General features: G+C 46.1%; 23 protein-coding genes and 1 other RNA gene. 19 read left to right on the top strand and 5 right to left on the bottom strand.

Translation table 11 applies throughout. The annotated features are described in order from the left end of the window. Positions 1-37: 37 nt before the first annotated feature. From queF to ilvA, 3 genes are read right to left on the bottom strand one after another with little or no spacing between them, the layout of a single operon-like run. Positions 38-865: an NADPH-dependent 7-cyano-7-deazaguanine reductase QueF gene (queF, locus tag ICN27_RS09545; protein WP_216269855.1), complete on the bottom strand. Its 828-nt coding sequence runs from the start codon at positions 863-865 to the stop codon at positions 38-40. Next, positions 865-1773, bottom strand: a complete 909-nt coding sequence (locus tag ICN27_RS09540; RefSeq protein ID WP_215308491.1) for a 5'-nucleotidase — start codon at positions 1771-1773, stop codon at positions 865-867. The genes queF and ICN27_RS09540 overlap by 1 nt, the downstream gene beginning before the upstream one ends. A gap of 13 nt (positions 1774-1786) precedes the next feature. Continuing rightward, on the bottom strand, positions 1787-3307 hold the full coding sequence (gene ilvA, locus ICN27_RS09535; RefSeq protein WP_216269854.1) for a threonine ammonia-lyase, biosynthetic: 1521 nt from the start codon (positions 3305-3307) through the stop codon (positions 1787-1789). A 135-nt stretch (positions 3308-3442) separates the two neighbouring features. On the opposite strand from ilvA, the gene ICN27_RS09530 reads away from it, so the two are divergent. The 13 genes from ICN27_RS09530 (at position 3443) to rnpB (ending at position 19288) form a co-directional block, all read left to right on the top strand. Continuing rightward, positions 3443-7282, top strand: a complete 3840-nt coding sequence (locus ICN27_RS09530; protein WP_216269853.1) for an FAD/FMN-binding oxidoreductase — start codon at positions 3443-3445, stop codon at positions 7280-7282. Then, positions 7282-7671: a gamma-butyrobetaine hydroxylase-like domain-containing protein gene (locus tag ICN27_RS09525; protein WP_216269852.1), complete on the top strand. Its 390-nt coding sequence runs from the start codon at positions 7282-7284 to the stop codon at positions 7669-7671. The genes ICN27_RS09530 and ICN27_RS09525 overlap by 1 nt, the downstream gene beginning before the upstream one ends. A gap of 28 nt (positions 7672-7699) precedes the next feature. Next, entirely contained in the window at positions 7700-8443 is a 744-nt protein-coding gene (gene ubiE, locus ICN27_RS09520) for a bifunctional demethylmenaquinone methyltransferase/2-methoxy-6-polyprenyl-1,4-benzoquinol methylase UbiE (protein WP_215308487.1), read from the top strand. 56 nt (positions 8444-8499) lie between these two features. After that, positions 8500-9411 (top strand): Tim44 domain-containing protein, encoded by a 912-nt coding sequence (locus ICN27_RS09515; protein ID WP_216269851.1) that lies wholly within the window; start codon positions 8500-8502, stop codon positions 9409-9411. A gap of 52 nt (positions 9412-9463) precedes the next feature. Further along, positions 9464-10081 carry an SCP2 domain-containing protein gene (locus ICN27_RS09510; RefSeq protein WP_216269850.1) on the top strand — a complete coding sequence of 206 codons (618 nt, stop codon included), beginning with the start codon at positions 9464-9466 and terminating at the stop codon, positions 10079-10081. Positions 10082-10087: 6 nt separating this feature from the next. Further along, complete coding sequence (gene ubiB / locus ICN27_RS09505; protein ID WP_215308484.1) at positions 10088-11674, top strand: ubiquinone biosynthesis regulatory protein kinase UbiB; 1587 nt, start codon at positions 10088-10090, stop codon at positions 11672-11674. 64 nt (positions 11675-11738) lie between these two features. Further along, positions 11739-12392: a DUF502 domain-containing protein gene (locus ICN27_RS09500; protein ID WP_215308483.1), complete on the top strand. Its 654-nt coding sequence runs from the start codon at positions 11739-11741 to the stop codon at positions 12390-12392. 16 nt (positions 12393-12408) lie between these two features. Further along, entirely contained in the window at positions 12409-14208 is a 1800-nt protein-coding gene (aspS, locus tag ICN27_RS09495; RefSeq protein ID WP_216269849.1) for an aspartate--tRNA ligase, read from the top strand. A gap of 16 nt (positions 14209-14224) precedes the next feature. Next, positions 14225-14689, top strand: coding sequence for a dihydroneopterin triphosphate diphosphatase (nudB, locus tag ICN27_RS09490; protein WP_215310394.1), 465 nt, complete (start codon positions 14225-14227; stop codon positions 14687-14689). A gap of 9 nt (positions 14690-14698) precedes the next feature. After that, positions 14699-16522 (top strand): ABC transporter ATP-binding protein/permease, encoded by a 1824-nt coding sequence (locus ICN27_RS09485; RefSeq protein WP_216269848.1) that lies wholly within the window; start codon positions 14699-14701, stop codon positions 16520-16522. 9 nt (positions 16523-16531) lie between these two features. After that, complete coding sequence (locus ICN27_RS09480) at positions 16532-17854, top strand: glycerate kinase (RefSeq protein ID WP_216269847.1); 1323 nt, start codon at positions 16532-16534, stop codon at positions 17852-17854. A 2-nt stretch (positions 17855-17856) separates the two neighbouring features. Continuing rightward, positions 17857-18915: a dihydroorotase gene (gene pyrC, locus ICN27_RS09475; RefSeq protein ID WP_216861280.1), complete on the top strand. Its 1059-nt coding sequence runs from the start codon at positions 17857-17859 to the stop codon at positions 18913-18915. Positions 18916-18981: 66 nt separating this feature from the next. Next, an RNA gene (gene rnpB / locus ICN27_RS09470) (RNase P RNA component class A) lies at positions 18982-19288 on the top strand. An 11-nt stretch (positions 19289-19299) separates the two neighbouring features. Here the strand turns inward: rnpB and ICN27_RS09465 are convergent. Further along, positions 19300-19725, bottom strand: a complete 426-nt coding sequence (locus ICN27_RS09465) for an OsmC family protein (protein WP_215308478.1) — start codon at positions 19723-19725, stop codon at positions 19300-19302. A 416-nt stretch (positions 19726-20141) separates the two neighbouring features. On the opposite strand from ICN27_RS09465, the gene rplM reads away from it, so the two are divergent. The 4 genes from rplM to erpA all read left to right on the top strand — a co-directional run bounded on the left by rplM (position 20142) and on the right by erpA (position 22622). Next, positions 20142-20570: a 50S ribosomal protein L13 gene (rplM, locus tag ICN27_RS09460; RefSeq protein ID WP_015422034.1), complete on the top strand. Its 429-nt coding sequence runs from the start codon at positions 20142-20144 to the stop codon at positions 20568-20570. A gap of 9 nt (positions 20571-20579) precedes the next feature. Further along, a complete protein-coding gene (rpsI, locus tag ICN27_RS09455; RefSeq protein ID WP_015422033.1) occupies positions 20580-20981 on the top strand; it encodes a 30S ribosomal protein S9 in 402 nt (133 codons plus the stop codon). A 112-nt stretch (positions 20982-21093) separates the two neighbouring features. Beyond that, positions 21094-22152, top strand: coding sequence for an N-acetyl-gamma-glutamyl-phosphate reductase (argC, locus tag ICN27_RS09450; protein WP_216269846.1), 1059 nt, complete (start codon positions 21094-21096; stop codon positions 22150-22152). Positions 22153-22235: 83 nt separating this feature from the next. Continuing rightward, entirely contained in the window at positions 22236-22622 is a 387-nt protein-coding gene (erpA, locus tag ICN27_RS09445) for an iron-sulfur cluster insertion protein ErpA (RefSeq protein WP_215308476.1), read from the top strand. A 23-nt stretch (positions 22623-22645) separates the two neighbouring features. On the opposite strand, the gene ICN27_RS09440 is transcribed toward erpA, so the two are convergent. Continuing rightward, entirely contained in the window at positions 22646-23776 is a 1131-nt protein-coding gene (locus ICN27_RS09440; protein ID WP_216269845.1) for an anhydro-N-acetylmuramic acid kinase, read from the bottom strand. Between the two features lie 89 nt (positions 23777-23865). Here ICN27_RS09440 and tyrS point away from each other — a divergent pair, with 89 nt between their 5' ends. Together tyrS and ICN27_RS09430 are read left to right on the top strand one after the other, a co-directional pair. Beyond that, a complete protein-coding gene (gene tyrS / locus ICN27_RS09435) occupies positions 23866-25101 on the top strand; it encodes a tyrosine--tRNA ligase (RefSeq protein ID WP_216269844.1) in 1236 nt (411 codons plus the stop codon). A 67-nt stretch (positions 25102-25168) separates the two neighbouring features. Then, positions 25169-25708, top strand: a complete 540-nt coding sequence (locus tag ICN27_RS09430; protein ID WP_216269843.1) for an HPP family protein — start codon at positions 25169-25171, stop codon at positions 25706-25708. The last annotated feature ends 5 nt before the right edge of the window (positions 25709-25713 follow it).

The following is a 25713-nucleotide window of genomic DNA, read 5'->3' as shown; positions in this document are numbered from 1 at the left end:
CCTTGAAGAAGGGCTTTTTGTTTATCTGCTAATTCGTTTACTGCCTCGCATGACGAGTATTTTCCGGCCAAGGTGCGTTGTGATCGGTGCGGAAGGGGTTGATATCCAGACCACCACGTCGGGTATAGCGCGCATAGACAGAGAGTTTCTCTGGTTTGCACTGACGCTTGATGTCGGTGAAAATAGTTTCAACACAATGCTCATGAAACTCGCCCAATTGCCTAAAGCCGATAAGGTAGCGCAATAGACCTTCTTCCAGAATTGGGCGCCCTTGATAGCGAATCTGAATGCTTGCCCAATCTGGTTGACCAGTCACCGGACAATTTGATTTGAGTAAATGGGAAACCAGGCATTGCTCGATTGGTCCAAAAGATTCATTAACTTCAAGCAAGGTGGGGTCTGCAGATAAGTTTGGATCGATCTCGATATCCAGGCGGTCCATCAGAACGCCACTCATCTCCTGCATTCCTTTTTTGGCAACTGCTTCAGTTGGATTAATTCGGGTAGCAATCTTGCTGCCTGCTACTGCTGATAAATCAGTGATCAATCGTTCTCGAACTTCCGCTTCATCTTCAAAGCGAGCGCTATTAAAGCTATTGAGGTAGAGCTTAAATGATTTAGATTCAATCATGTTTGGTGAATCAGCTGGAACCTGAAATTCTGCTAAGGCAATCTGAGGCTTACCTTTTTTATTTAGCCAGCTCAGTTCAAAGGCGTTCCAAATATCGACGCCTACAAAAGGCAAGGCTTGATTTAGTTTGATATCGAGCTTAAGGCGATTCTCGGAACGGGCAATCGGGAATAGTAAGCTTGGATCATATTGATCAGGGTAGGGTGTTGCTTGACCAAGCGAAAGTGTGGACATTAGTTTTTAGGCTTATTGGATACGCCAGATACCACATGACCAGTCGGCGCTACTGAAGCAGCAGATTGGCAGTGACCCGTTTGATCATCGAAGAAAAAGTCTGGCTCGAACTCACGGAGGAATTCGCTTTTAGAAAGTCCGCCAAGGAACATGGCTTCATCAACATCAACACCCCAGGCCATCAGTGTGCGAATAGCGCGCTCATGTGCCGGTGCAGAGCGAGCGGTTACCAAAGCAGTACGAATGCGCATCCCTTTCTCGCTAGTGGTGCGCTGCAATCGATGGAGTGCCTCTAGCAAAGGTTTAAATGGGCCCGGCGGCAGAGGGATCGCAGCTTTTTTGCTTTCATGATCTACAAAGGCTACCAAGCCTTCACTCTGAAAGACTTGTTCGGCTTCATCAGAAAAGAGAACGGCATCTCCGTCAAATGCAATACGGATTTCATTGGGGTGTGATTCTGCAGTTTTGCTAGATTCTGGATAGACGCGAGCTGCAGGAAAGCCTGCATCAATTGTGGCACGTACATCATCTTCATTTGCAGAGAGAAATAGGTTGGCATGTAAAGAGCGCAAGTAGTGATAAGGTGGACGCCCTCTGGTAAATACACCGCGCTCTAAATGAAGACCATGATGTTCGGCTGAGCGGAATACGCGTAAGCCACTAACCGGGTCATTGCGAGAGAGAATCACCACCTCGACACGTTGCTCACCCTCTTCATTAAAGGCTAGCAACTTTTTTACCAATGGAAAAGCAACGCCTGTTTGAGCAGCTTTAGATAGGCGCTCTAATTGCAGCTTCATGTAGGCGCTGTCATCGGTGGATTCGAAGATACGATTCTCTTCCTCGAAATCAAATAGTGCTCGCGATGAAATCGCCACAACGAGTTTTCCGGTAAGTGTGTATGACATTGCGAATTACATCTTATTTGAGAAACAGGCGATAAGCCGGGTTATCGGTTTCATTCCAATGCGGATAGCCAAGCGATGCTAAAAAACTTTGAAATTTCTTTTGCTCATTTTTAGGCACCTGTAAACCAACAAGGATGCGGCCATAGTCTGCACCATGATTGCGGTAATGGAACAGGCTGATATTCCAGTTTGGCGCCATACTCGTGAGGAACTTCATGAGTGCACCTGGGCGCTCCGGAAATTCAAAGCGGTAAAGCAACTCATCTTGGGCGAGGGCTGAGCGACCACCCACCATGTGGCGTAAGTGAGACTTTGCTAGCTCATCATGAGTCAGATCAATTGTTGCAAACTTTGCTTTACGGAAATGCTTTGCAATCGTGCCGCTATCACTCGCCTTTTGTGTTCCGATGCCGACAAAAATATGAGCTTCACTTTGATCAGCAATGCGATAGTTAAATTCAGTGACATTGCGATTGCCGAGTAATTCACAGAAGCGCCGAAATGAGCCTCGCTCCTCAGGAATAGTTACAGCAAAAACAGCTTCGCGGAATTCACCAACATCGGCACGCTCTGCGACAAAGCGCAGGCGACTGAAATTCATATTGGCACCACAAGCAATCGCTACTAATGTTTTCTTCTTTAGACGATGCTTGTCTACATACTTTTTCATACCTGCAATAGCTAAAGCGCCAGCAGGCTCTAGAATGCTGCGGGTATCTGTAAAGACATCATTGATCGCAGCGCAGATTTCATCGGTATCTACAGTGATGATGTCATCAACTACGCGTTTACAAATACGGAAAGTTTCTTTGCCAACCAACTTTACTGCCGTACCGTCTGAGAAAAGACCTACATCTTTCATCTCGACGCGTTTGTTGGCTTCAAGTGACCTTCTCATCGCATCCGAGTCAACGGATTGAACGCCGATCACTTTAGTCTTGGGGCTGACCGCTTTGACATATTCCCCAATGCCAGCGATTAAACCACCACCACCAATAGCTACAAAAATGGCATCAATTGGCTCTTGATGTTGCTGAAAGATTTCCAGGGCAATCGTACCTTGCCCAGCAATCACATCAGGGTCATCAAAAGGGTGAACAAAGGTTAGCCCTCGTTTTTTCTCTAAAAGCTCAGAGTATTTAAAGGCATCGCTATAGGATTCACCATGCAAAATCACTTCTACCCAAGAGCCCCCGCGAGCTTTGACGGCATCAATTTTGAGGCTGGGTGTGGTGAGTGGCATCACGATGACTGCTTTGCACTTCATTTTGGCTGCCGCTAGAGCAACGCCTTGGGCATGATTGCCTGCTGAAGCGGCAATTACTCCCCTTTTTAGGGCTTCTGAGGGTAAGTGGGCCATTTTGTTATAGGCGCCACGTAATTTAAATGAGAAAACCGGCTGGTTATCCTCCCTTTTGAGCAATACTTGATTGCCTAAGCGCTTTGTGAGTTCGGGCGCTACTTGGAGCTCTGTTTCCCTAGCTACATCGTAGACTCGAGCCGATAAAATTTTCTTTAAATAGTTCGTTGCCATGCGATGAGCGTACCATGAACGGGCTCTAAGCCCTTAGATTTGAAGGGGTTTATCGCCCCAAGCCAACATCTTTATTGGTTTCCTGCCAATATCAATGTCCCTCAATTAAAATGCATATTTACCAAATATGACGCTATGAACGCCCCATTAGCTTTGAACCAGTTGTTGGATGCCGAAGCGGGCTCACCCCGCCTCCGCGAAATTCCCTATAACTACACCTCCTTTTCCGATCGTGAAATCGTTATTCGCTTACTGGGCGAGGAGTCATGGCGCGTTCTGAATGATTTGCGTGGGATTCGCCGCACTGGTCGCTCAGCTCGCATGTTGTTCGAGGTGTTGGGTGATATCTGGGTAGTTCAACGTAACCCTTTCTTGCAAGATGATCTATTGGATAACGCCAATCGCCGTCAGTTATTAATTGACGCTTTATGGCATCGCCTTGGCGAAGTCAAAAAAAGATCTAGTGGTGAATCGGTGGAGCAAGTTCAGGTTTTACTGAATGCTGCACATCGCGCAGTTGAGAGTTTTGAGCAGGGCTTTAAAGAGGTGGCGGAGATTCGCAAGCGTGCTCGGAAAGAGCTTGGTCGTATCACTGCTACAGATAATATTTGTTTTGATGGTGTCTCACGTGCAGCGCATGTGACTGATGCGACTGATTGGCGCGTTGAGTTTCCATTGGTTGTTCTTAAACCTGATTACGAGTCTGAGATCCCTGGCCTTGTGAAAGCTTGTATTGCCTTGGGTTTAACGATTATTCCGCGTGGAGGTGGTACTGGTTATACCGGTGGCGCTATTCCTCTCTACGCTATGTCGGCAGTGATTAATACTGAAAAGCTTGAGCAAATTGATGGCGTCAAGGCAAAGCGTTTGCCAGGTGTAGATCATGAAGTTTCAACTATCTTTACTGGTGCCGGTGTAGTTACACGCAGAGTTGCAGATGCTGCAGAGCGCTCTGGTCTAGTGTTTGCGGTTGATCCTACCTCTGCCGATGCAAGTTGTATTGGTGGCAACATTGCCATGAATGCCGGTGGTAAGAAGGCGGTCTTATGGGGTACTGCATTAGATAACTTGGCCAGCTGGCGCATGGTGGATCCAGAAGGTAATTGGCTGGACATTGAGCGCCTTGATCACAATTTAGGAAAAATTCACGTAGCAGAAAAAGTACGCTTTAAGCTGACTTGGTCTGATGGTGCGGGTGAGCCAGGTAAAGATGTTCTCAAAACAGAAACGCTAGAGGTAGAGGGTAAGCGCTTTCGTAAAGAGGGCTTAGGTAAGGATGTCACTGATAAGTTTTTATCAGGTCTGCCCGGTGTTCAAAAAGAAGGTTGCGATGGATTAATTACGAGTGCTACTTGGATTTTGCATCGCATGCCTAAATTCATGCGGACTGTTTGCTTGGAGTTTTTTGGTCAGGCGCAAGAAGCTATTCCAAGTATTGTAGAAATCAAAGCCTATCTCGATGGCTTGAGTAAGAATGGTGGTCCAATTTTGGCCGGTTTAGAGCACTTGGATGATCGGTATCTGAGAGCGGTCGGTTATTCCACTAAATCCAAGCGCAATGCAATGCCTAAGATGGTATTGATTGGTGATATTGCTGGTGACGATGAAGAGGCTGTAGCAGCTGCGACTAGCGAAGTTGTGCGTATGGCTAATAATCGTGTGGGTGAAGGTTTTGTGGCGGTTAGCGCTGAGTCGCGTAAAAAGTTTTGGTTAGATCGTGCGCGTACTGCAGCGATTGCTCGCCACACCAATGCTTTTAAGATTAATGAAGATGTCGTGATTCCATTGCCACGCATGGGGGAGTACACCAACGGTATTGAGCGTATCAACATTGAGCTCTCCCTCAAAAATAAGCTACAAGTTTTAGATGGCCTCAAAGCTTTCCTTAAAAAGAGTGCCCTGCCACTTGGCAAAAATGATGAAGACTATGAAATTCCCAGCGCTGAAATTTTGGGTGACCGCGTACAGCAAGCTCTTGAACTGATTGAGAAGGTACGGGCGCGTTGGTCAGATTGGCTGACGCAGATGGATGTTTATTTCCCAGACCTGCAGAATTACAGTTTGCGGGCTTCATGGAAAACAGAAGTACGCGCTGAACTCAGAATCATTTTTGGCGGCCTAGCATTTGAGCCCATCCTCAATGAACTGGAATCTATTCATAAAAATATTTTACGTAAGCGTGTATTTGTAGCGCTACACATGCACGCTGGTGATGGTAATGTGCATACCAACATACCGGTGAATTCGGATGACTATGAGATGTTGCAAGATGCTCATCGCGCTGTCGATCGGATTATGAAATTAGCTCGCTCATTAGACGGTGTGATTTCTGGTGAGCATGGTATTGGTATCACTAAGCTTGAGTATCTGACTGAGGCTGAGCTTAAGGATTTCCGCGCCTACAAAAAGCGTGTGGATCCTGAGGGTCGCTTTAACAAGGGCAAGTTAATGCCGCATGCGGATCTTAGCATTGCCTATACTCCAAGCTTTGGTTTGATGGGTCATGAATCCATCATCATGCAGCAAAGCGATATTGGCGCAATTGCTGATAGCGTCAAAGATTGTCTTCGTTGTGGTAAGTGCAAGCCAGTCTGCTCTACACATGTACCGCGTGCTAATTTACTGTATAGCCCACGTGACAAAATTTTGGCAACCTCCTCTTTAATCGAAGCCTTCTTGTATGAGGAGCAAACGCGTCGTGGCGTATCGATTCGTCATTGGGAAATGTTTGATGACGTTGCAGCACATTGCACTGTATGCCATAAGTGTTTAACGCCTTGCCCTGTCAATATTGATTTTGGTGAGGTCTCGATGAACATGCGTAACTTGTTGCGCAAGATGGGGCAGCAACGCTTTAATCCGGGAACGGCGGCATCGATGCTGTTCTTAAATGCTACCGATCCAGATACTATTAATCTAGTTCGTAAGACTATGATTGGATGGGGTTATAAGCTCCAGCGTTTGGGTAATGATGTGTTCCGTAAGTTCGCGCGTAAACAAACTGCTCACCCACCCGCCACGGTTACGAAGCCGAATATTAAAGAGCAGGTCATTTTCTTTGTAAATAAGAAAATGCCTGGCAATCTGCCGAAGAAAACTGCTCGTGCACTCTTAGATATTGAAGATGCGAATTACGTTCCGATTATTCGAGATCCAAAAACAACGTCCGCGGATACTGAGGCAGTGTTCTATTTTCCGGGTTGTGGTTCTGAACGATTGTTCTCGCAGGTAGGTTTAGCTACGCAAGCAATGCTTTGGAATGTGGGCGTGCAAACAGTATTACCTCCGGGCTACCTCTGCTGCGGCTATCCACAGCGTGGCAATGGCGATTTTGATAAAGCGGAAAAGATGATTACGGACAACCGCGTTCTCTTTCATCGTGTAGCCAATACCCTAAATTACTTAGATATCAAGACCGTTGTGGTGTCATGTGGCACTTGTTATGACCAGTTAGCGGGTTATCAGTTTGAACAGATCTTCCCTGGTTGCCGCATTATTGATATTCATGAGTATTTACTGGAGAAGGGTGTCAAGCTGTCGAATGTGACCGGTGTGAAGTACATGTATCACGATCCATGTCACTCACCAATGAAATTGCAAGATCCCCTCAAGACTGTGAATGAGTTAATTCAGTCAGAGGATGGCAAAGCTATTCAGAAGAATGATCGATGCTGCGGTGAATCTGGAACTCTTGCGGTAACACGTCCAGATATTTCAACTCAGGTGCGTTTTCGTAAGCAGATTGAAATGGAGAAGGCTGCCAACGAATTACGCAAAGATGACTTTACTGGTGATGTCAAAGTCCTCACTAGCTGCCCATCTTGTTTACAAGGCCTCACTCGCTTTGATGCGGATAGTGATACCACCGCCGATTACATCGTAGTTGAAATGGCGCAAAAATTATTAGGTCCTGATTGGATGCAAGATTACGTTGCTAGGGCAAATCAAGGTGGTATTGAGAGGGTATTGGTTTAATGATTCCAACTAATGTTGTAGTACATCAGCAGTCAAAAGTACTCGAGCTCACTTATGAGAATGGGAATACCTTTCGCCTACCTTTTGAATTTTTAAGGGTGGTGTCTCCTTCGGCTGAAGTCCAAGGCCATGGTCCTGGGCAGGAGACTCTGCAAACTGGTAAGCGTGAAGTGCTGATAGCGAATATTGAGCCAGTAGGCCACTATGCTCTGAAGCCTTCGTTTTCGGATGGACATGATTCTGGTTTGTATTCTTGGGATTACCTGCAATTTTTATGCGAGAACCAAGATGCATTATGGAAAGAGCACTTGGATAAACTCGCTGCTGCTGGTCTAGATCGTGATGCGCCGATGAGTATTGCCGGTGGTAAATCCTGTGGCAGTCATTAACCGTCATTTCAATTAAGCAAAGAAGAATATGAGCAAGACCCATTTTGGATACCAAAGCGTTGATGAAGCTGAAAAAGCGGGTAAGGTCGCCGAGGTATTTCATTCTGTAGCGAGTAAATATGATGTGATGAATGATTTAATGTCATTCGGACTACATCGCTTATGGAAAAAAGTCACGATTGCTCGTGCTCAAGTGCGCCCCGGTCAAAAAGTATTGGATATTGCTGGTGGTACGGGTGACCTAGCTGCTGCCTTTGCGCGTGCAGCAGGCTGGGGTCATAACCCTGAAGCGCAAGTATGGTTAAGTGACATCAATGCATCCATGCTGGGAGTTGGCCGGGATCGTCTTCTCGATCAGGGAATGGCTTTACCCTGTGTTCAGTTCGATGCGGAAAAAATTCCTTTCCCGGCGAATCACTTTGATGTGGTGACAGTAGCATTTGGCTTGCGAAACATGACTCATAAAGATGTTGCTTTGGCAGAAATGCTCAGAGTAATTAAGCCTGGTGGTCGAGTATTGGTGCTGGAGTTCTCGAAACCGGATGCTTTTTTAGGGCCGATTTACGACACCTATTCATTTAAGGTGTTGCCTTGGCTGGGAGAAAAGATTGCTCAAGATTCTGAGAGCTATCGCTACTTGGCCGAATCTATTCGGATGCACCCAGATGCTGAGGCCTTAAAAGACATCATGCTGGGAGTGGGTTTTGACGAGGTAGATACCCATAGAATGACTGGGGGTATCGTTGCACTGCATATTGGTATTAAATACTAGTGAATTTGTAGTTTTTGCTAGTCAAGAATTAAAGTAGTTCTATAGGGGATCAAAATATGAATAAGCATTTTTTCAAAGCAGTTTTGTTAAGTGTCAGCTTAATATTTGCTACTGTTGGTCATGCCAATGCTGCCCGTTTAGGCAGCGGTAAAAGTATTGGTAAGGCACCAAGTGCACCAATGCAAAAACAAGCTACTCCCGCACAAAAGCCAACTCAACAAGCACAACCGGCTGCACCAGCTGCGGCTCCTCAAGCGCCAGCACCAAGTCGCTTTGGTGGTATGGGTGGCATCTTGGGTGGCTTAGCCGCAGGTCTTGGTATTGGCTTCCTCTTATCCCATTTTGGCTTAGGTGAGGGTGCATCTTCTTTGATTACTGGATTACTGATTGCAGCTCTAGCAGGCTTTGCCATCATGTTCATCATGAGAAAAATGATGCCCGCTTTATCCGGCGCCAATAAAAGTCCGCAAATGACTTCACAAGGTATGCAGCGTAGCAATCTAGACCAGGCGCCAAGACAAGAGCCGGCTTTCACACCAGCTGCTAGTGCATTCGGTGGTGTTGCTGCTGAGTCTGCACCTTTCCAATCAACGCTTCCGCCAGGGTTTGATGAATACGCATTTTTGGATAATGCTAAACAGTTTTTCTCGGGCTTACAAAAGGCGTGGGATCAGGGCGATTTGGCTGCATTACGTGAGTACACCACCCCAGAGATGTTTGCCACAATTGAGCAAGATCTAGCTGGACGTGCTGACAGCGCTAATCAAACCGATGTAGTGACACTCAATGCGCAGTTACTCGGAATTGAAACAGCTGACAATACGTACTACTGTAGCGTGCAGTTCACTGGCATGATTCGTGAGCAAGTGGGTGCACAGGCAAATAGCTTCTCTGAAGTTTGGAACCTCAGCAAGCCAGTAAGCGGTCCTGGAGGCTGGGTACTAGCGGGTATCTCTCAGTTAGTTTAAGCTTGTAGTACTTTCCACTGAAAGCCCGCACTTGTGCGGGTTTTTTACACTGATGAACACCGTATCTCCCACTACCCACCATATTGCAGCGTCTGCCGCTTGCCGAGGCATAAACCATGTCCTCAAGGCAGAGCCATGGGCTATGGCGGAGTTGGCTCGCCATGCTGGCAAAGTCATTTCGCTGGGCTTGCCGATTGGGCAGCTCTTTTTTGAGATAGCGGCCGAGGGCTCCCTAGTTGCATTGACTCATGCGGATACCCCGTCATTAGAGTTAGAGGTTTCCTCTGAAGCATTGAACGCTTTAGCTGGCGGACCTGGCAACTTGCGGGAGCAAGCCATGAAGTCAGTGAAGATTACTGGCGATGCTGACTTGGCACAGCTATTGGGCCGCTTAGCAGGCCAAATTCGGTGGGAGTATGAGGAAGACCTAGCGCGTTTCATTGGCGATGCGCCTGCAAACTTTGCTGTACGTCAAGGTAAAAAATTCATTGCTGCTGGGAAATCTGCAGCGACCGATCTAATAGAAAATGTAATTGAATATGTCAGTGAAGAAAGAAAAGTCCTCTTGAATAAACGAGATTTTTTAATTCGTAAGAATGAATTAAATGTGTTGCGTGATGCGGTTGATCGTTTAGAAAAGCGCATCCAACTTTTAGACCGAAAAGGTTAATTCATTGTGCGTCGTTTAGCCCGTCTCTATTTCATTTTCTTTACCGCATGGCGTTATGGTTTATTGCCACTACTGCGCGATATTCTGAAGCCTGGGATTTCCCGTGGTCTATTAAGTATTCTTTGCTGGATATCACCAGGACAATCTCTACCAAGGGGTGAGCGCATCCGCCTAACCTTAGAAGCACTCGGTCCGATCTTCGTTAAATTTGGACAAGTGCTTTCTACTAGACGTGATTTATTGTCAGAAGATATTGCCAACGAATTGGCAAAGTTGCAAGATCAAGTACCACCATTTTCTAATGCAGAATCACGACTCTTAATTGAGAAGGCGCTTGGTTTACCGATTGAAGAAATCTTTATTAGTTTTGATGCAACACCGGTAGCTAGTGCGTCTGTTGCTCAAGTACATTTTGGAACTTTACGTGCCACTGAGAGGCATCCAGAGTGGGATGGTCGAGAGGTTGCGATCAAGGTCCTACGTCCAGGCATCCTCCCCGTCATTGAGAGCGATATTGCTTTAATGTACGACCTGGCAAAAATTATTGAAAAATTATCTTCTGACGGTCGTCGTTTAAAGCCAACTGAAAACGTTGCTGAGTTTGATAGGCATCTGCATGATGAGCTCGATCTCATGCGTGAGGCTGCTAATGCCAGTCAGTTGAGAAGGTATTTTGTTGATTCCGACAAGCTCATGATTCCAGAAATGTACTGGGATTTATGTCACACCAATGTGATTGTCATGGAAAAAATGAACGGTATATCTATCGGTCGTTTTGATGAATTGCGGGCCGCTGGAGTAGATTTCAAAAAATTAGCAGCAGAAGGTGTAGAGATATTTTTTACTCAAGTATTCGAACATGGTTTTTTCCATGCAGATATGCACCCTGGAAATATCATGATTAGCTTAGAGCCAGGTAGCTTTGGGCGATTCATTTCTCTGGATTTTGGAATTGTTGGTGCACTAAGTGAAACCGATAAAAACTACTTGGCACTCAACTTTTTAGCCTTCTTTAATCGAGATTATCGGCGTGTAGCAGAATTGCACGTGGAATCTGGTTGGGTACCTGCAGATACCCGTGTGGAAGAATTAGAAGGTGCGGTACGCTCCGTTTGCGAACCTTACTTTGATCGACCTCTAAAAGATATTTCTTTAGGCATTGTTCTAGTGCGCTTGTTCCAAACATCTCGTCGTTTTAAGGTCGAAGTACAGCCGCAACTGTCCCTGCTATCAAAGACATTGTTAAATGTGGAAGGTCTGGCACGTGAATTAGACCCCGATCTCGATCTTTGGCAGACTGCAAAGCCGATTCTGGAAAAATGGATCAGCAGGCAGTTGGGTTGGCGTGGATTGCTTGAAGGGCTTAAAAGTGAAGCCCCTTCTTGGGCAAAAATACTGCCAACCTTGCCCCGCCTGATTGCGGAGAGTTTGGCACAAGGGCGCGGCCCGCAAAGAGACCAAAATGCTGAATTAGAGGTCTTAAAAGGCCTTTTACTGCAGGAAAGACGGACCCATCGCCTTTTAGTGGGGGCATTGCTGTTTGCGGGAGGCTTTTTGGCTGGGATTCTGATAATCGGCCTTGGTCTTTACTAGACTGTCGCCGGCTGCCGCTTAAACCGCTAAAATGCCAGGTTAGGCAAAGCGTAAGCGTGGGCAAATGAAAAAATACTTTATCGCAGGCATTCTGGTGTGGGCACCGATGTCAATCACCATTTGGGTGATTGCATGGGGATTGGGTCTGCTCGATGGTGTTTTTGGTTCTGTAATGCATGCCATTATTGCTGTATTCCCCAATCAGTTTGCCGGTGATTTACAACATTTCCGTGAATTACCAGGTGTGGGCATCCTGATTGTGATTTCAGTCATCATGATCACTGGGTTGCTTGCAATTAGTTTTGCGGGGCAGTGGTGGATGAAGGTATGGAATCGCTTGATGAATCGCATTCCGATTGTGCGATCGATTTATTCCAGTGTTCAGCAAGTATCTTCCACTTTATTTTCTGGCAGTGGCCAGGCGTTTAGCAAGGCATTATTAATTCGCTATCCCCATGCAGATTCTTGGGCGATTGCGTTTCAGACTGGTATGCCAGCAAAAGAAGTGGCTGCTAAGTTGGGCGAGGATTACGTGAATGTTTTCCTACCGACGACTCCAAATCCAACCTCTGGATTTTTTATGATCGTCCCACGTGCGCACACCATTGCATTAGAGATGAGTGTCGAAGAGGCGCTCAAACATATTGTTTCAATGGGCTCAGTTCCCCCCACCAGTTCAACTGGTTTGACTGCTAGCCAGTCAAACCCCCATCTTTGATTTATAGGAAATTGTTATGTCGATGCGAAGCCATACCTGCGGTCAGGTAACTGAATCACTCATTGGTCAAGAGATTACCCTTTCTGGTTGGGTTAATCGTCGCCGCGACCATGGTGGCGTGATCTTTATTGACCTGCGTGATCATCAAGGTTTTGTGCAAGTTGTTTGCGATCCAGATCGCCCTGAGATGTTTGCATTGGCTGAGCAGGTTCGCAATGAATTTTGTGTTCAGATTAAAGGTTTAGTGCGTGCGCGTCCTGCCGGAACTGAGAATAATGATTTAGTTAGCGGCAAAATTGAAGTGCTTTGTCACAAGCTAGTCATTTTGAATGCGTCCATTACTCCTCCATTCCAATTGGAAGACGAGAACTTATCTGAGACTACTCGCTTAACTCACCGTGTTTTGGATTTGCGTCGTCCACAAATGCAAAAGAATTTACGTTTACGTTATAACGTCGCTATGGAATGCCGTCGTTATCTCGATGCTGCAGGTTTTATCGATATCGAAACACCGATGTTAACGAAGAGCACTCCTGAAGGCGCACGTGACTATTTGGTACCTTCAAGGGTGCATGATGGTCAGTTCTTTGCTTTGCCACAGTCTCCCCAGTTATTTAAGCAGTTGTTGATGGTGGCTGGTTTTGATCGTTACTACCAAATTACTAAGTGCTTCCGTGACGAAGATTTGCGTGCTGATCGTCAGCCTGAATTTACTCAGATCGATTGTGAAACCGCTTTCTTAGATGAGCTAGAAATCCGTGAGTTATTTGAAAACATGATTCGCCATATTTTCAAAATCACCATGAACGTAGAGTTGCCTAATCCATTCCCAACCATGCCTTACTCAGAAGGTATGGCGCGCTTTGGTTCAGATAAGCCAGATCTACGTGTGAATTTTGAATTTACTGAATTGACTGACTTAATGAAGGATGTCGATTTCAAAGTATTTTCTGGTGCAGCAAATCAAGAGGGTGGACGCGTAGTTGGTTTATGCGTACCTGGCGGTGCTGAGATTAGTCGTAGTGAGATTGACGACTACACGCAATTTGTAGCGATCTATGGCGCCAAAGGTTTGGCATGGATCAAAGTAAACTCCGTTGCAGAAGGTCGTAATGGCTTGCAATCTCCAATTGTTAAGAACTTGCATGATGCTGCTATCGAAGGCATCTTGAAGCGCACTGGCGCCAAAGATGGCGATATTATTTTCTTCGGTGCTGATAAAGAAAAAGTAGTGAATGATGCTATCGGTGGTTTGCGTCTGAAGATTGGTCACTCTGCTTGGGGTAAAGAGCATGGCCTATCTACCGAAGGTTGGAAACCATTGTGGGTGGTTGATTTCCCCATGTTTGAATATGATGAAGACAATGCCCGTTGGGTTGCATGTCACCATCCATTTACTAGCCCTAAAGATGAGCATATGCAGTATCTCGAGTCCAGCCCAGGAAAGTGCTTAGCTAAAGCCTACGACATGGTTCTGAACGGTAGCGAGATTGGTGGTGGATCTGTCCGTATTCATCAAGAGGCAGTGCAAAGCCAGGTATTCCGTGCCTTGAAGATTGGTGCTGAAGAGGCTCAAGCGAAGTTTGGATTCTTATTAGATGCCTTGCAGTATGGTGCGCCTCCACACGGCGGTATCGCATTTGGTTTGGACCGTATTGTGACGATGATGACAGGTGCTGAATCTATTCGTGATGTGATCGCCTTCCCGAAAACACAGCGTGCACAGTGCTTACTTACTCAGGCTCCTAGCCCAGTAGATGAGCGTCAGCTAAAAGAACTTCATATTCGTTTGCGCCAAGCTACCCCTGTCGCTTAAGTAAGACAGTATTTAAATCACCTTGAAAATCCCCATTTCGGTTTTAGTTGTTATTTACAAATCAAATGGGGAGGTCTTGCTAATCGAGCGGGCCGATAAAGTCAATTTTTGGCAATCCGTCACCGGTAGTGTTGATTTCCTTGATGAGGATCTTAGTGTTGCCGCCGCACGCGAAGTCTTTGAAGAGACCGGAATTGATGTGCAATCTCTGCCAGCGAACTCCTTGCAGGATATGCATCATCAGATTGAGTATGAGATTTATCCTCAATGGCGTCACCGCTACGCCCCTGGAGTGACCAGAAATACCGAGCATTGGTTCTCCTTACTGGTTCCAGATGAGGTCTCAGTCAAATTAGCGCCAAGAGAGCACGTTGCTTATCAATGGCTGCCTCACGCTGAAGCAGTGAATCTATGTTTTTCTCCCAGCAATGGTGCGGCAATTCTCAAGTTATTTTCTGCACGTCAGAGCGTAACTGACTAAGATAGAGTGATGAGACATTCATCAGGGCATCATCATTCAGCAATAGGTTCGAAGCCATTACAGGGTGGTGACTGGAAGGTTATTCGTGACTTACTTCCCTATCTACTGGAATACAAATTTAGGGTAGCGATCGCTCTGACATGTTTGGTTGCTGCCAAGGTTACCAATCTTGGCATTCCGATTTTGATGAAGCAATTGATTGATGAGCTCAATATCAAAGCGGACTCTCCTCAAGTTTTATTGGTAGTACCAGCCGGATTGATATTGGCCTATGGCCTATTAAGAATATCTGCCTCATTATTTACTGAGTTACGCGAATCCCTCTTTGCTCGCGTTACTCAAAATGCAGTGCGTAAAGTGGCTTTGCAGGTTTTCGAGCATTTACACTCTTTGGCCCTCAGCTTTCATCTGGCTCGTCAAACTGGGGGAGTCAGTCGAGATATTGAGCGTGGTACTCGCGGTATTCAGTCGCTGATTTCTTATTCCTTATATAGCATCCTACCAACCCTGATTGAGTTCTGCTTGGTGCTTGGCTACCTGGCTTACGCATACGATATGTGGTTTGCCATTATTACCTTAGTTGCATTGGTACTCTATATTGTCTTTACGGTAGTGGTGACAGAATGGCGAACGCATTTCCGCCGCACTATGAATGACATGGATTCCAAGGCGAATCAGAAGGCAATTGATTCATTATTGAATTTTGAGACGGTGAAGTACTTTGGTAATGAAGCCTTTGAGGCTAGTCGTTACGATCAAAATCTGATCCGCTACCAAACAGCTGCAGTGAAGTCTCAAAAATCTTTAGCCGTACTCAATCTTGGGCAGCAAGCAATTATTGCCGTTGGATTAGTCTTAATTTTGTGGCGAGCAACTCAGGGTGTGATTGATGGATCTATGACCTTGGGTGATTTGGTATTAGTTAATACCTTGATGATTCAGTTGTATATCCCGCTAAATTTCTTAGGCGTGATCTATCGTGAGATTAAGCAGGCGCTGACAGACATGGATCGTATGTTTTCACTTCTCAATACAGAGAAGGAGATTGCGGATGTGCCTAATGCTCAGCCTTTACACATCAGCAATCAAGGTCGCGGCCCGGATGTTCGTTTTGAGAATGTCTCTTTTCATTACGAGGCTAAACGTGAGATTCTGAAGGATGTTAGCTTTAATATTCCAGCGGGAACTATTACTGCTGTCGTTGGCCAAAGCGGTGCTGGTAAGAGTACCTTAGCCCGCTTACTATTTCGTTTTTATGATGTTCAGTCCGGCAAAATTCTCATTGATGAGCAAAACATTGTGGATGTCACTCAATCGAGCTTACGAAAAGCGATTGGCATCGTTCCTCAAGACACCGTTTTGTTTAATGACACCATTGGATACAACATTGCTTATGGCAATCCCAGCGCTTCGATTGAAGAGGTTCATGAGGCTGCCAGGGCAGCGCAGATTGATCGTTTCATTAAGCATCTCCCAGATGGCTACGATACCCAAGTAGGCGAGCGTGGTTTGAAATTATCTGGCGGCGAGAAGCAGCGTGTTGCGATTGCGCGCACCTTACTCAAAAAGCCAGCCATGTTAATTTTTGATGAGGCAACATCGGCGCTGGACTCTAAAACTGAGCGGGCGTTTCAGGAGGAGCTCCTTGGCTTGGCTAAAAACCGTACGACTTTAATTATTGCCCATAGGCTTTCTACCATTATTCATGCTGACCAAATTTTGGTAATGGAACACGGCCAGATAGTGGAGCGTGGAACGCACGCAGAGCTATTGTCTGCTGATGGCCGATATGCTGAAATGTGGCAAATGCAAGAGCGCATTGTTCTTGATTAGAATGCCTACATGAGCCAGCAAGAAACTATTCTCAAAAATGCCTTTGCCGCAGCTTTAGCAGTTGCTGACCCAAACAAAATCGTTCCTGAATACCTCGGCAAGATCTTTCCTCAAGGCTTTGAGCCCAAGGGAAGATGTTTAGTGGTGGGCGCAGGCAAAGCCAGTGCGTCAATGGCAAGCGCACTAGAATTACATGCACAGAGCTGTTGGCCTAATGCCACTATTGAGGGGGTGGTATTGACCCGCTATGGACACAACTCCCCTACTAGTCATATCCAAATTATTGAAGCAGGTCATCCCGTACCCGATCAAGCGGGTATGGATGGCGCTAAAGAAATCTATCGCTTGGTTGGTGAATTACAAGCTGGCGATGTTTTAATTGCCTTAATTTCCGGCGGCGGTTCAAGCTTGCTCACTTTGCCTCAAGCTGGCATCAGTATCGAAGATATGCGCAAGACTACCGAAGCGTTATTACGCTCTGGTGCGCCAATTGAAGAGATGAATGCTGTTCGCAAACATTTGTCAGCGATTCAGGGTGGTAATTTGGCAAGACTGGCTATTGCACGTGGTGCTCGAGTGGAGGCGTTGCTGATTTCCGATGTAACTGGAGATTCTCCTGCAGACATTGCCAGTGGCCCTTGCGCGTCAGATTATTCGACCTACCAAGATGCTTTGGATATTTTGGCTAAATATCACTTAAGTTCTAAATCTATTCCAGAGTCTGTTTCATCCCATTTGCAGCGTGGTGTTGCTGGTGAAGTTCCAGAGACCCTAAAAGAAGCAGATCTACAAAATGCGGCGGTAAGTAATCATGTAATTGCTACGGCCTATAAGAGTCTTGAGGCTGCAGCAGACTACGTTCGCACACAAGGTTATGAGCCAATGATTTTGGGCGACACCATTACGGGCGAGGCGCAAACTGTAGGGATAGAGCAAGCCTCTTTGGCGCATCAGCACTTAATGATGAAGACTGATAAGCCAATCGCGCTCATTTCGGGTGGTGAGTGCACAGTAACTATTCCCAATGGAATTAAAGGCCGCGGTGGTCGCTGTAGTGAATACCTACTTTCATTCTTCGCAGCAACAAGCGATCTTGCGAATGTTTCTGCGTTGGCTGCAGATACCGATGGTATCGATGGTAGTGAAAAGAATGCCGGTGCATGGTTTACCCCTGAGATCCGCCAGGCCGCTAATAAACAAGGCTTGATCCCTGCACAGTACCTAGATCAGCACGATTGCTATGGTTTTTTTGCGCAATTAGATGCTTTGGTGGAAACTGGCCCCACACTGACAAACGTGAATGATTTCCGCATCATCTTGCTAGATAAATAATTATGTCCAATAGCCCAATACAAATTCAACTGATTCAGCCAGATGACTGGCATTTGCATATTCGTGATGGTGAAGTGATGCGAGATGTATTGGCGGATACCGCACGCCAATTTGCCCGTGCCATCATCATGCCAAATTTGAAACCTCCAGTGACTACGGTTGAGTTGGCAAATGCGTATCGTGGTCGCATTGAAGCTAACCTTCAATCCTTAGGCGTGACTAGCTTCACACCATTAATGACCTTGTATCTCACGGATAACACTACTGCTGATGAAGTGCGTAAAGCAAAGGATGCTGGCATTGCTGGATTTAAGCTTTACCCTGCAGGAGCGACAACTAACAGTGATGCAGGTGTGAGTGATATCAAGCGTTGTTATGCTGCACTTGAAGCAATGCAGGCTGTCGGTATGCCCTTGTTAATGCATGGTGAAGTGACTAGTGCGCATATTGACATCTTTGATCGTGAGGCGGTGTTCATTGATCAAGTACTCGAACCTTTGCGTAAAGATTTTCCTGAGCTCAAGATTGTGTTTGAACACATTACTACTAAACAAGCTGCGCACTACGTGCGTGATGCGCAAACTGCTGGAAAAAACAATATCGCTGCCACGATTACTCCGCAACATTTATTGATGAATCGCAATGCGATTTTTGCTGGTGGTATTCGTCCACATAACTACTGCTTGCCAGTACTTAAACGTGAAGAGCACCGTGTTGCCTTGCTAGAGGCAGCAACAAGTGGCAGCCCTAGATTTTTCTTGGGTACAGATAGTGCGCCCCATGCCAAGGGTGCTAAAGAGGCTGCTTGCGGTTGTGCTGGCTGTTACAGCGCTTTCAATGCCTTAGGTTTGTATGCTGAGGCATTTGAGAGTGTTGGCAGGTTGGACAAACTTGAGGGCTTCGCTAGTTTCTTTGGCCCAGATTTTTATTTATTGCCACGCAATACTCAGAAAGTAACTTTAGTGAAGCAGGCGCAAAATATTCCTGCAGAGCTTCCTTTGGGTGGTGACACGATTGTGCCGCTTCGTGCAGGTGAAACTATTGCTTGGACCTTGGCTTAAGCCAGTTAAGACTTTTTCTATTCATTTTTAGGATAAATTTCTGCGACTGCGTTAGACTGCAGGCGCAGAGTCAATTGGGCAATCGCCGCCTCTTTATTGAGGGGGAGGAAAGTCCGGACTCCATAGGGAAGGGTGATGGCTAACGGCCATCCACGGTGACGTGAGGAATAGGGCCACAGAGACGAGCGTATTTGGTTACGGTGAAACGCGGTAACCTCCACCTGGAGCAATCCCAAGTAAGCAGGCGATGAGGCGTCCCGCTGAGTCTGCGGGTAGGGAGCTTGAGCCGTCAGGTAACTGCCGGCCTAGAGGAATGATTGCCCCTAGATGTAAATCTGGGCGACAGAATCCGGCTTATCGATTGACTCTGCACTTTCTCAACACTTATTCGTCATTCAGGACGTCGATGGAATAAGTAATTTCTGCCGTTTTAGCGAGCATGGTTGTCGCGGAGCAATACTTGTCATGAGAAAGCTTTACTGCCCGCTCAACCTTAGATGAATCGAGGTTTTTACCCTTAACTGTGAAATGCAGATTAATTTTGGTAAATACTTTGGGCTCAGTCTCTGCCCGCTCGGCTGCCAGCTGGACATCGCAAGTACTAATCTCTTGGCGCGCCTTTTGTAGGATTAAAACCACATCAAAGGCAGCGCAGCCGCCAGTTCCTACCAAAATCAGCTCCATAGGCCTTGGGGCACTATTTTTGCCGCCAGCTTCAGGCGGTCCATCCATGGTGAGTTGGTGGCCACTACCTGTTTTTGCCGAAAACGCCATGCCGCCATTACCCAACCAACTTACTTGACATTCCATGTTAGCGACCCCTAATTTAAAAAATTAATCAATATTATCAATAGTTTACCAATAAATACCGCTTGTAGTGGCTAGCTGTTTTTTGCCAAAAAGCAGCAGAAAATTGATTTTGGTCAATATTCTTGCGTTGCACCATATTTCTCGATACAATAACCACATTGGTAGCCAGTCTTATATAAGAGATTGATTTACCTCCCAGTGTCTCCTCCACTTAAACATAGGTGGATTCCAGCCCAGGACTCGTTCCTGGGTTTTTTTTGGGTTACAATTCAAGGCTTTACTGAATTACCGAACCAGTCAGCGGTAATTGTTTTACCAAGTGAATTACAGAATCTGCGAGCTTGCAAACATAAGCAGGGCCAAGGTGGACGTAGTTTGATTGGAGTAATTTTTTGACTATAACAATTTGAGAAATCATGAAAACTTTTTCTGCAAAATCCCATGAGGTAGTGCATGAATGGTTCGTGATTGACGCTACGGACAAAGTCCTCGGTCGTGTCGCCAGTGAAGTGGCACTCCGTCTACGCGGCAAGCACAAGCCTGAATACACCCCACACGTTGATACTGGCGACTTCATTGTTGTCATCAACTCTTCTAAGCTACGTGTTACAGGCACAAAAGGCTTGAACAAAATTTATTACCGTCACAGCGGATACCCAGGTGGTATTAGCTCTACTAACTTCGACAAGATGCAAGATCGTTTCCCAGGTCGCGCATTAGAGAAGGCTGTGAAGGGTATGTTGCCAAAAGGCCCACTAGGTTATGCCATGATTAAGAAATTAAAAGTCTATGGCGACGCCAGTCATCCGCATGCGGCTCAACAGCCAAAAGCGTTAGAGATTTAAGGAAACCAAATGGCTATTAATTACGGAAATTGGAATTACGGTACAGGTCGTCGCAAGAGCTCTGTAGCACGTGTATTCATTAAATCTGGCAAAGGTGAGATTACTGTTAACGGTAAACCTATCGATGCTTACTTTGCGCGCGAAACATCACGTATGATCGCTCGTCAGCCTTTGGCTCTCACAGCTCACCTAACAACCTTTGATATCAAAGTAAACGTTAGCGGTGGTGGTGAAACTGGCCAAGCTGGTGCAGTTCGTCATGGCGTTACTCGTGCATTGATCGACTACGACAACGCTTTGAAGCCAACTCTGTCTAAAGCAGGCTTGGTGACTCGTGATGCTCGTGAAGTTGAGCGTAAAAAAGTTGGTCTGCATGGCGCGCGTCGTCGTAAGCAGTTCAGCAAGCGCTAATTCTTTCAGTCGCTTCAGTTTTATCGAAAGGGTCGCGCAAGCGGCCCTTTTTGTTTCTACAATCTAGGCATTAGAGAGATAAAATTCATCTGTCGGTATTTTGGAGAATGGCATGATTAAAGTTGGCATTGTAGGTGGCACTGGATATACAGGAGTGGAATTACTGCGCTTATTGGCGCAGCACCCCGAAGTGAGGATTCAGGCCATTACCTCTCGCACTGAAGCTGGCATGCCAGTAGCCGAGATGTTCCCATCTTTACGTGGTCGCATTGATCTCAAGTTCACCACACCGGATGAAGCCAAATTAACTGAGTGCGATGTTGTGTTCTTTGCAACGCCACATGGCGTAGCAATGGCACAGGCAAAAGAATTGCTTGCTAACAATGTGAAGATTTTGGATTTGGCTGCCGACTTCCGTTTAAAAGATGTCAAAGAATTTGCTAAGTGGTATGGCATGGAACATGGCTGCCCAGAAATTTTGGCTGAGGCAGTTTATGGCTTGGCAGAAATTAATCGTGAAGAAATTAAAAAAGCCCGCGTCGTCGGATTGGCTGGTTGCTATCCCACTTCTGTTCAGCTTGGGCTTGCCCCATTACTTTCACCAAAGTCTATTGGTGGCAAACAGCTCATTGATGGCACGCATATTATTTCTGACTCTAAGTCAGGCACTTCAGGTGCTGGACGCAAGGCAGAAATTGGGACTTTATTATCAGAATCTGGTGATAACTTCAAAGCTTATGCTGTTAAAGGTCATCGCCATCTTCCAGAAATTGTCCAAGGCTTGAAGGCCATCGCTGGCCATGATCAGATAGGTCTGACCTTTGTACCGCACTTAACGCCGATGATTAGGGGCATTCATTCAACCTTGTATGTGCGTTTGACTGAGGCTGGAATGAAGGTGGATTTCCAAAAGCTCTATGAAGATTTCTATAAAAGCGAGCCTTTTGTCGATGTGATGCCGGCGGGTAGTCATCCAGAAACACGCTCAGTGAGGGGTAGTAATGGTTTGCGGATTGCCATTCACCGCCCTGGTGATAGCGATACTTTAGTGATTTTAGTGGTTGAGGATAACCTAGTGAAGGGTGCTTCAGGCCAAGGGGTTCAGTGTATGAACCTGATGTTTGGCTTGCCTGAGACCACTGGATTGACACAGATTGCTGTTTCACCATAATAGGATCAATTGGAAAGACCCTTCAGCACACTTGGAATTAAAAGCCTAAAATAAACCATCGCCTTTTGAATTAGGAGTAAATCATGACCCAATTAGCTACGCAAGAAACTACGCAACCAGCACAAGACTTCGCCGAGCCACCAACTCCATTGGTGTTTACGGATAGCGCCGCTGCAAAAGTGGCTGACTTGATTGCTGAAGAAGGTAATCCAGAATTGAAGTTGCGCGTGTTTGTTCAAGGTGGCGGTTGCTCAGGATTTCAATATGGCTTCACATTTGATGATGCCGTGAACGAAGATGACACCCTATTTGAGAAGAATGGCGTGACCTTACTGGTTGATTCAATGAGCTTCCAATATTTAGTTGGTGCTGAGATTGATTACAAAGAAGATATCAATGGATCACAGTTCGTGATTAAAAATCCGAACGCCCAAACTACTTGTGGCTGCGGATCTTCTTTCTCTGCATAAGAACAGGCTTAATAACTAATAACTTAGGCTGGATAGTAAGCACCTAGAATTCTAGGACCTTTCGCTCCCGTAACGGCTGGCAAATTTGCTGGCCGTTTTTCTTTATGAGCCCACGCTAACCATGCGAATGCAAGACCTTCTACTAGTTGAGGATCAATGCCAAGTGCATCACTGGTCATAATATCGAGTGAGTTATTAAATACTTCTTTAGCTTTGTTTCTAAATGCATTTAGTAATGCGGTATTGCGGGCACCACCACCACAGACAATAAGAATCTGGGTTTGCGGCGCATAACGCAGCACTGCTTGGAGTGACGAATCCACAGTCAGTTGTAATAAGGTAGCTTGCACATCTTCCGAGGGGATGTTTTCTGAACCAATGTGCTTTTGTAGCCACTCCAAATGAAAGTCGTCACGGCCTGTACTTTTTGGCGGAGCTTTTGCAAAAAATGCATCGGCCATCATTCTTGAAAGTAGTGCTTGATTGACTGTGCCTTGTGCTGCCCAAGTGCCATTCTCATCAAATGTATGACCTTGCTGTTCCGCAATCCAGCCGTCCATCAATATATTGCCAGGACCACAATCAAATCCTTTTACTTCGCCCTTGCTTGGCAGGAGAGTGAGATTGGCAATACCGCCGAGGTTTAATACGGCGATATTTTTATCTGTAGCAAACTGTTGCGCATGAAAGGCTGGCACTAAGGGGGCACCATGACCACCAGCGGCAAGATCTCGACTTCTAAAGTCTGCGATGACATCAATTCCAGTCAACTCTGCAAGAAGTGCTGGGTTGAGAGTCTGGTGCGTATAAGCCAGATGATGAGTAAGATCGGCTTGGTGGCGAATGGTCTGGCCATGGGCGCCAATCGCATTAATATCTGCAGGAGAAAGATCATTCTGGGCAAGCAAATGCTTAACGGCATCTGCATAGGCTATCGCGAGGGCGTTGGCAGCCTGATTTTCTCGGTGAATCTCGTTTGGTCCGGGACTCTGTAAGTCCAGAAGGGCTTTACGCAATTCGGGGGTAAATGCAGTGCTCATGGACCCTAAAAGGCTGGTATCACCAGCCGCCCCAATCTTTGCCAGTACAGCATCTATCCCATCTAGGCTGGTACCAGACATCAGGCCAATGTAGAGGGTGTGGGGCTTATTCATGCGGTATCAGGGCTTTATTCTCAGGAATGCGACAATTATGCTTTAGCAATCTAAATACTAATTTAACCGAATCAGTTCACCAATACAGCATGACGGCTAAACCAGAACAAAAATACCCACTGACCCCCGAAGTTTTTGCAGCCCTTGAAGTAAGCAAAAGGGGTTGTGATGAGTTATTAGTTGAGGCGGATTGGATTCAAAAGCTAGCTAAGAGCCAGGCAACAGGCATTCCCTTGCGTATTAAGTTGGGTTTAGATCCTACTGCGCCTGATATTCATTTGGGCCATACCGTTGTACTGAATAAATTACGTCAGCTCCAAGATTTGGGTCATACCGTGATTTTCTTGATTGGTGATTTCACGAGCATGATTGGTGATCCCTCTGGACGGAATGCAACACGCCCGCCGCTGACTGCTGAAGAAATTGCTGTCAATGCCCAGACTTACTATCGTCAAGCGAGCATGGTGCTGGACCCCGCTAAAACTGAAGTCCGCTATAACAGCGAGTGGTGTGATCCACTAGGCGCACGCGGCATGATTCAGTTGGCTGCCAGATATACCGTGGCGCAAATGTTGGAGCGCGATGACTTTACTAAGCGCTACCGCAGTGGTGTTCCCATTTCTGTGCATGAGTTTTTGTATCCATTGATGCAGGGCTATGACTCTGTTGCTTTGAAGAGTGACTTAGAGCTTGGCGGTACTGATCAGAAATTTAATCTCTTAGTCGGGCGTGAACTCCAACGTGAGTATGGACAAGAACCGCAATGTATTTTGACAATGCCGCTCCTTGTTGGTTTGGATGGCGTGGATAAGATGAGTAAGTCCAAAGGTAATTACATTGGCATCAGTGAGCCTGCTGGCGAGATGTTTGGCAAGCTCTTGAGCATCTCCGATGAATTGATGTGGGATTACTACACATTGTTGTCATTCCGTCCTATGGCAGAGATTGACTTAATGAAGCAAGAAGTCGCTAGCGGAAGAAATCCTAAAGATTGCAAAGTATTGCTCGCACAGGAAATCGTCGCTCGTTTCCATTCGCAGGCTGCTGCTGAAAAAGCTTTAGAAGATTTTAATCATCGAGCCAAAGGCGGTGTGCCAGATGATATTCCTGAAGTCAATATTTCAGGTGCCCCGCTGGGGATTGCTAGCCTTCTCAAGGCTGCAGGTCTTGCCCCAACGACATCAGAAGCTATACGCAATATCGAGCAAAACGGTGTGAAGATTGATGGTGTAACAGTTGCTGATAAGCAATTAAAGGTTGAGACTGGTATCTATGTTGTACAGGTAGGTAAGCGCAAGTTTGCTAAGGTGACGCTAGTTAAATAGTAGCCAAGAAATAGACGTACCACTTAATGCATCACTTTGCTATTTGAGAGAAAAAATATGAATCACGATGAGACATTCGCTTAACCATCTTTTAAAGAAATATACTTTTTATTTTGGCGGAGATCAGCCATACGTCTCTTGGTTAGAGCGCTTTCGATCGGTGTTTGGAGTATTTACGGGCCTTTTACTGGTGCTCACTATCTCAAAGTATCTTGGAGATCTAAGTGGCGTTAATGAATGGCTTATGGCTTCTTTAGGTGCAAGTGCTTTATTAGTTTTTGTGCTTCCACAGAGCCCTATGGCCCAACCCTGGGCAGTCATTGCAGGCAATACCTTATCTGCTTTAGTCGGTATTTCGGTAATTCATTTTGTGAGCGATCCACTGATGGCAATGTCATTTGCAGCTAGCTTATCTATTTTGGGGATGTTTATTTTGCGCTGCTTGCACCCCCCGGCCGCTGCAATTGCTTTAATTGTGGTGCTTGGTAACGTCATGCATTTTCGGTATGCAATTTTTCCGATAATGATAGATTCTATATTGCTGGTTTTGGTTGGGGCGGCCTACAGCAATTTAACTGGTAAAACTTATCCCAATAGACCAAACTAAAATGG

Origin of the sequence: Polynucleobacter sp. Nonnen-W13 (genome assembly GCF_018881735.1) — a bacterium.
Lineage (GTDB): Bacteria > Pseudomonadota > Gammaproteobacteria > Burkholderiales > Burkholderiaceae > Polynucleobacter.
The sequence above is the reverse complement of the archived record's forward strand: the minus strand, read 5'-3'. Positions and strand labels throughout refer to the sequence as shown.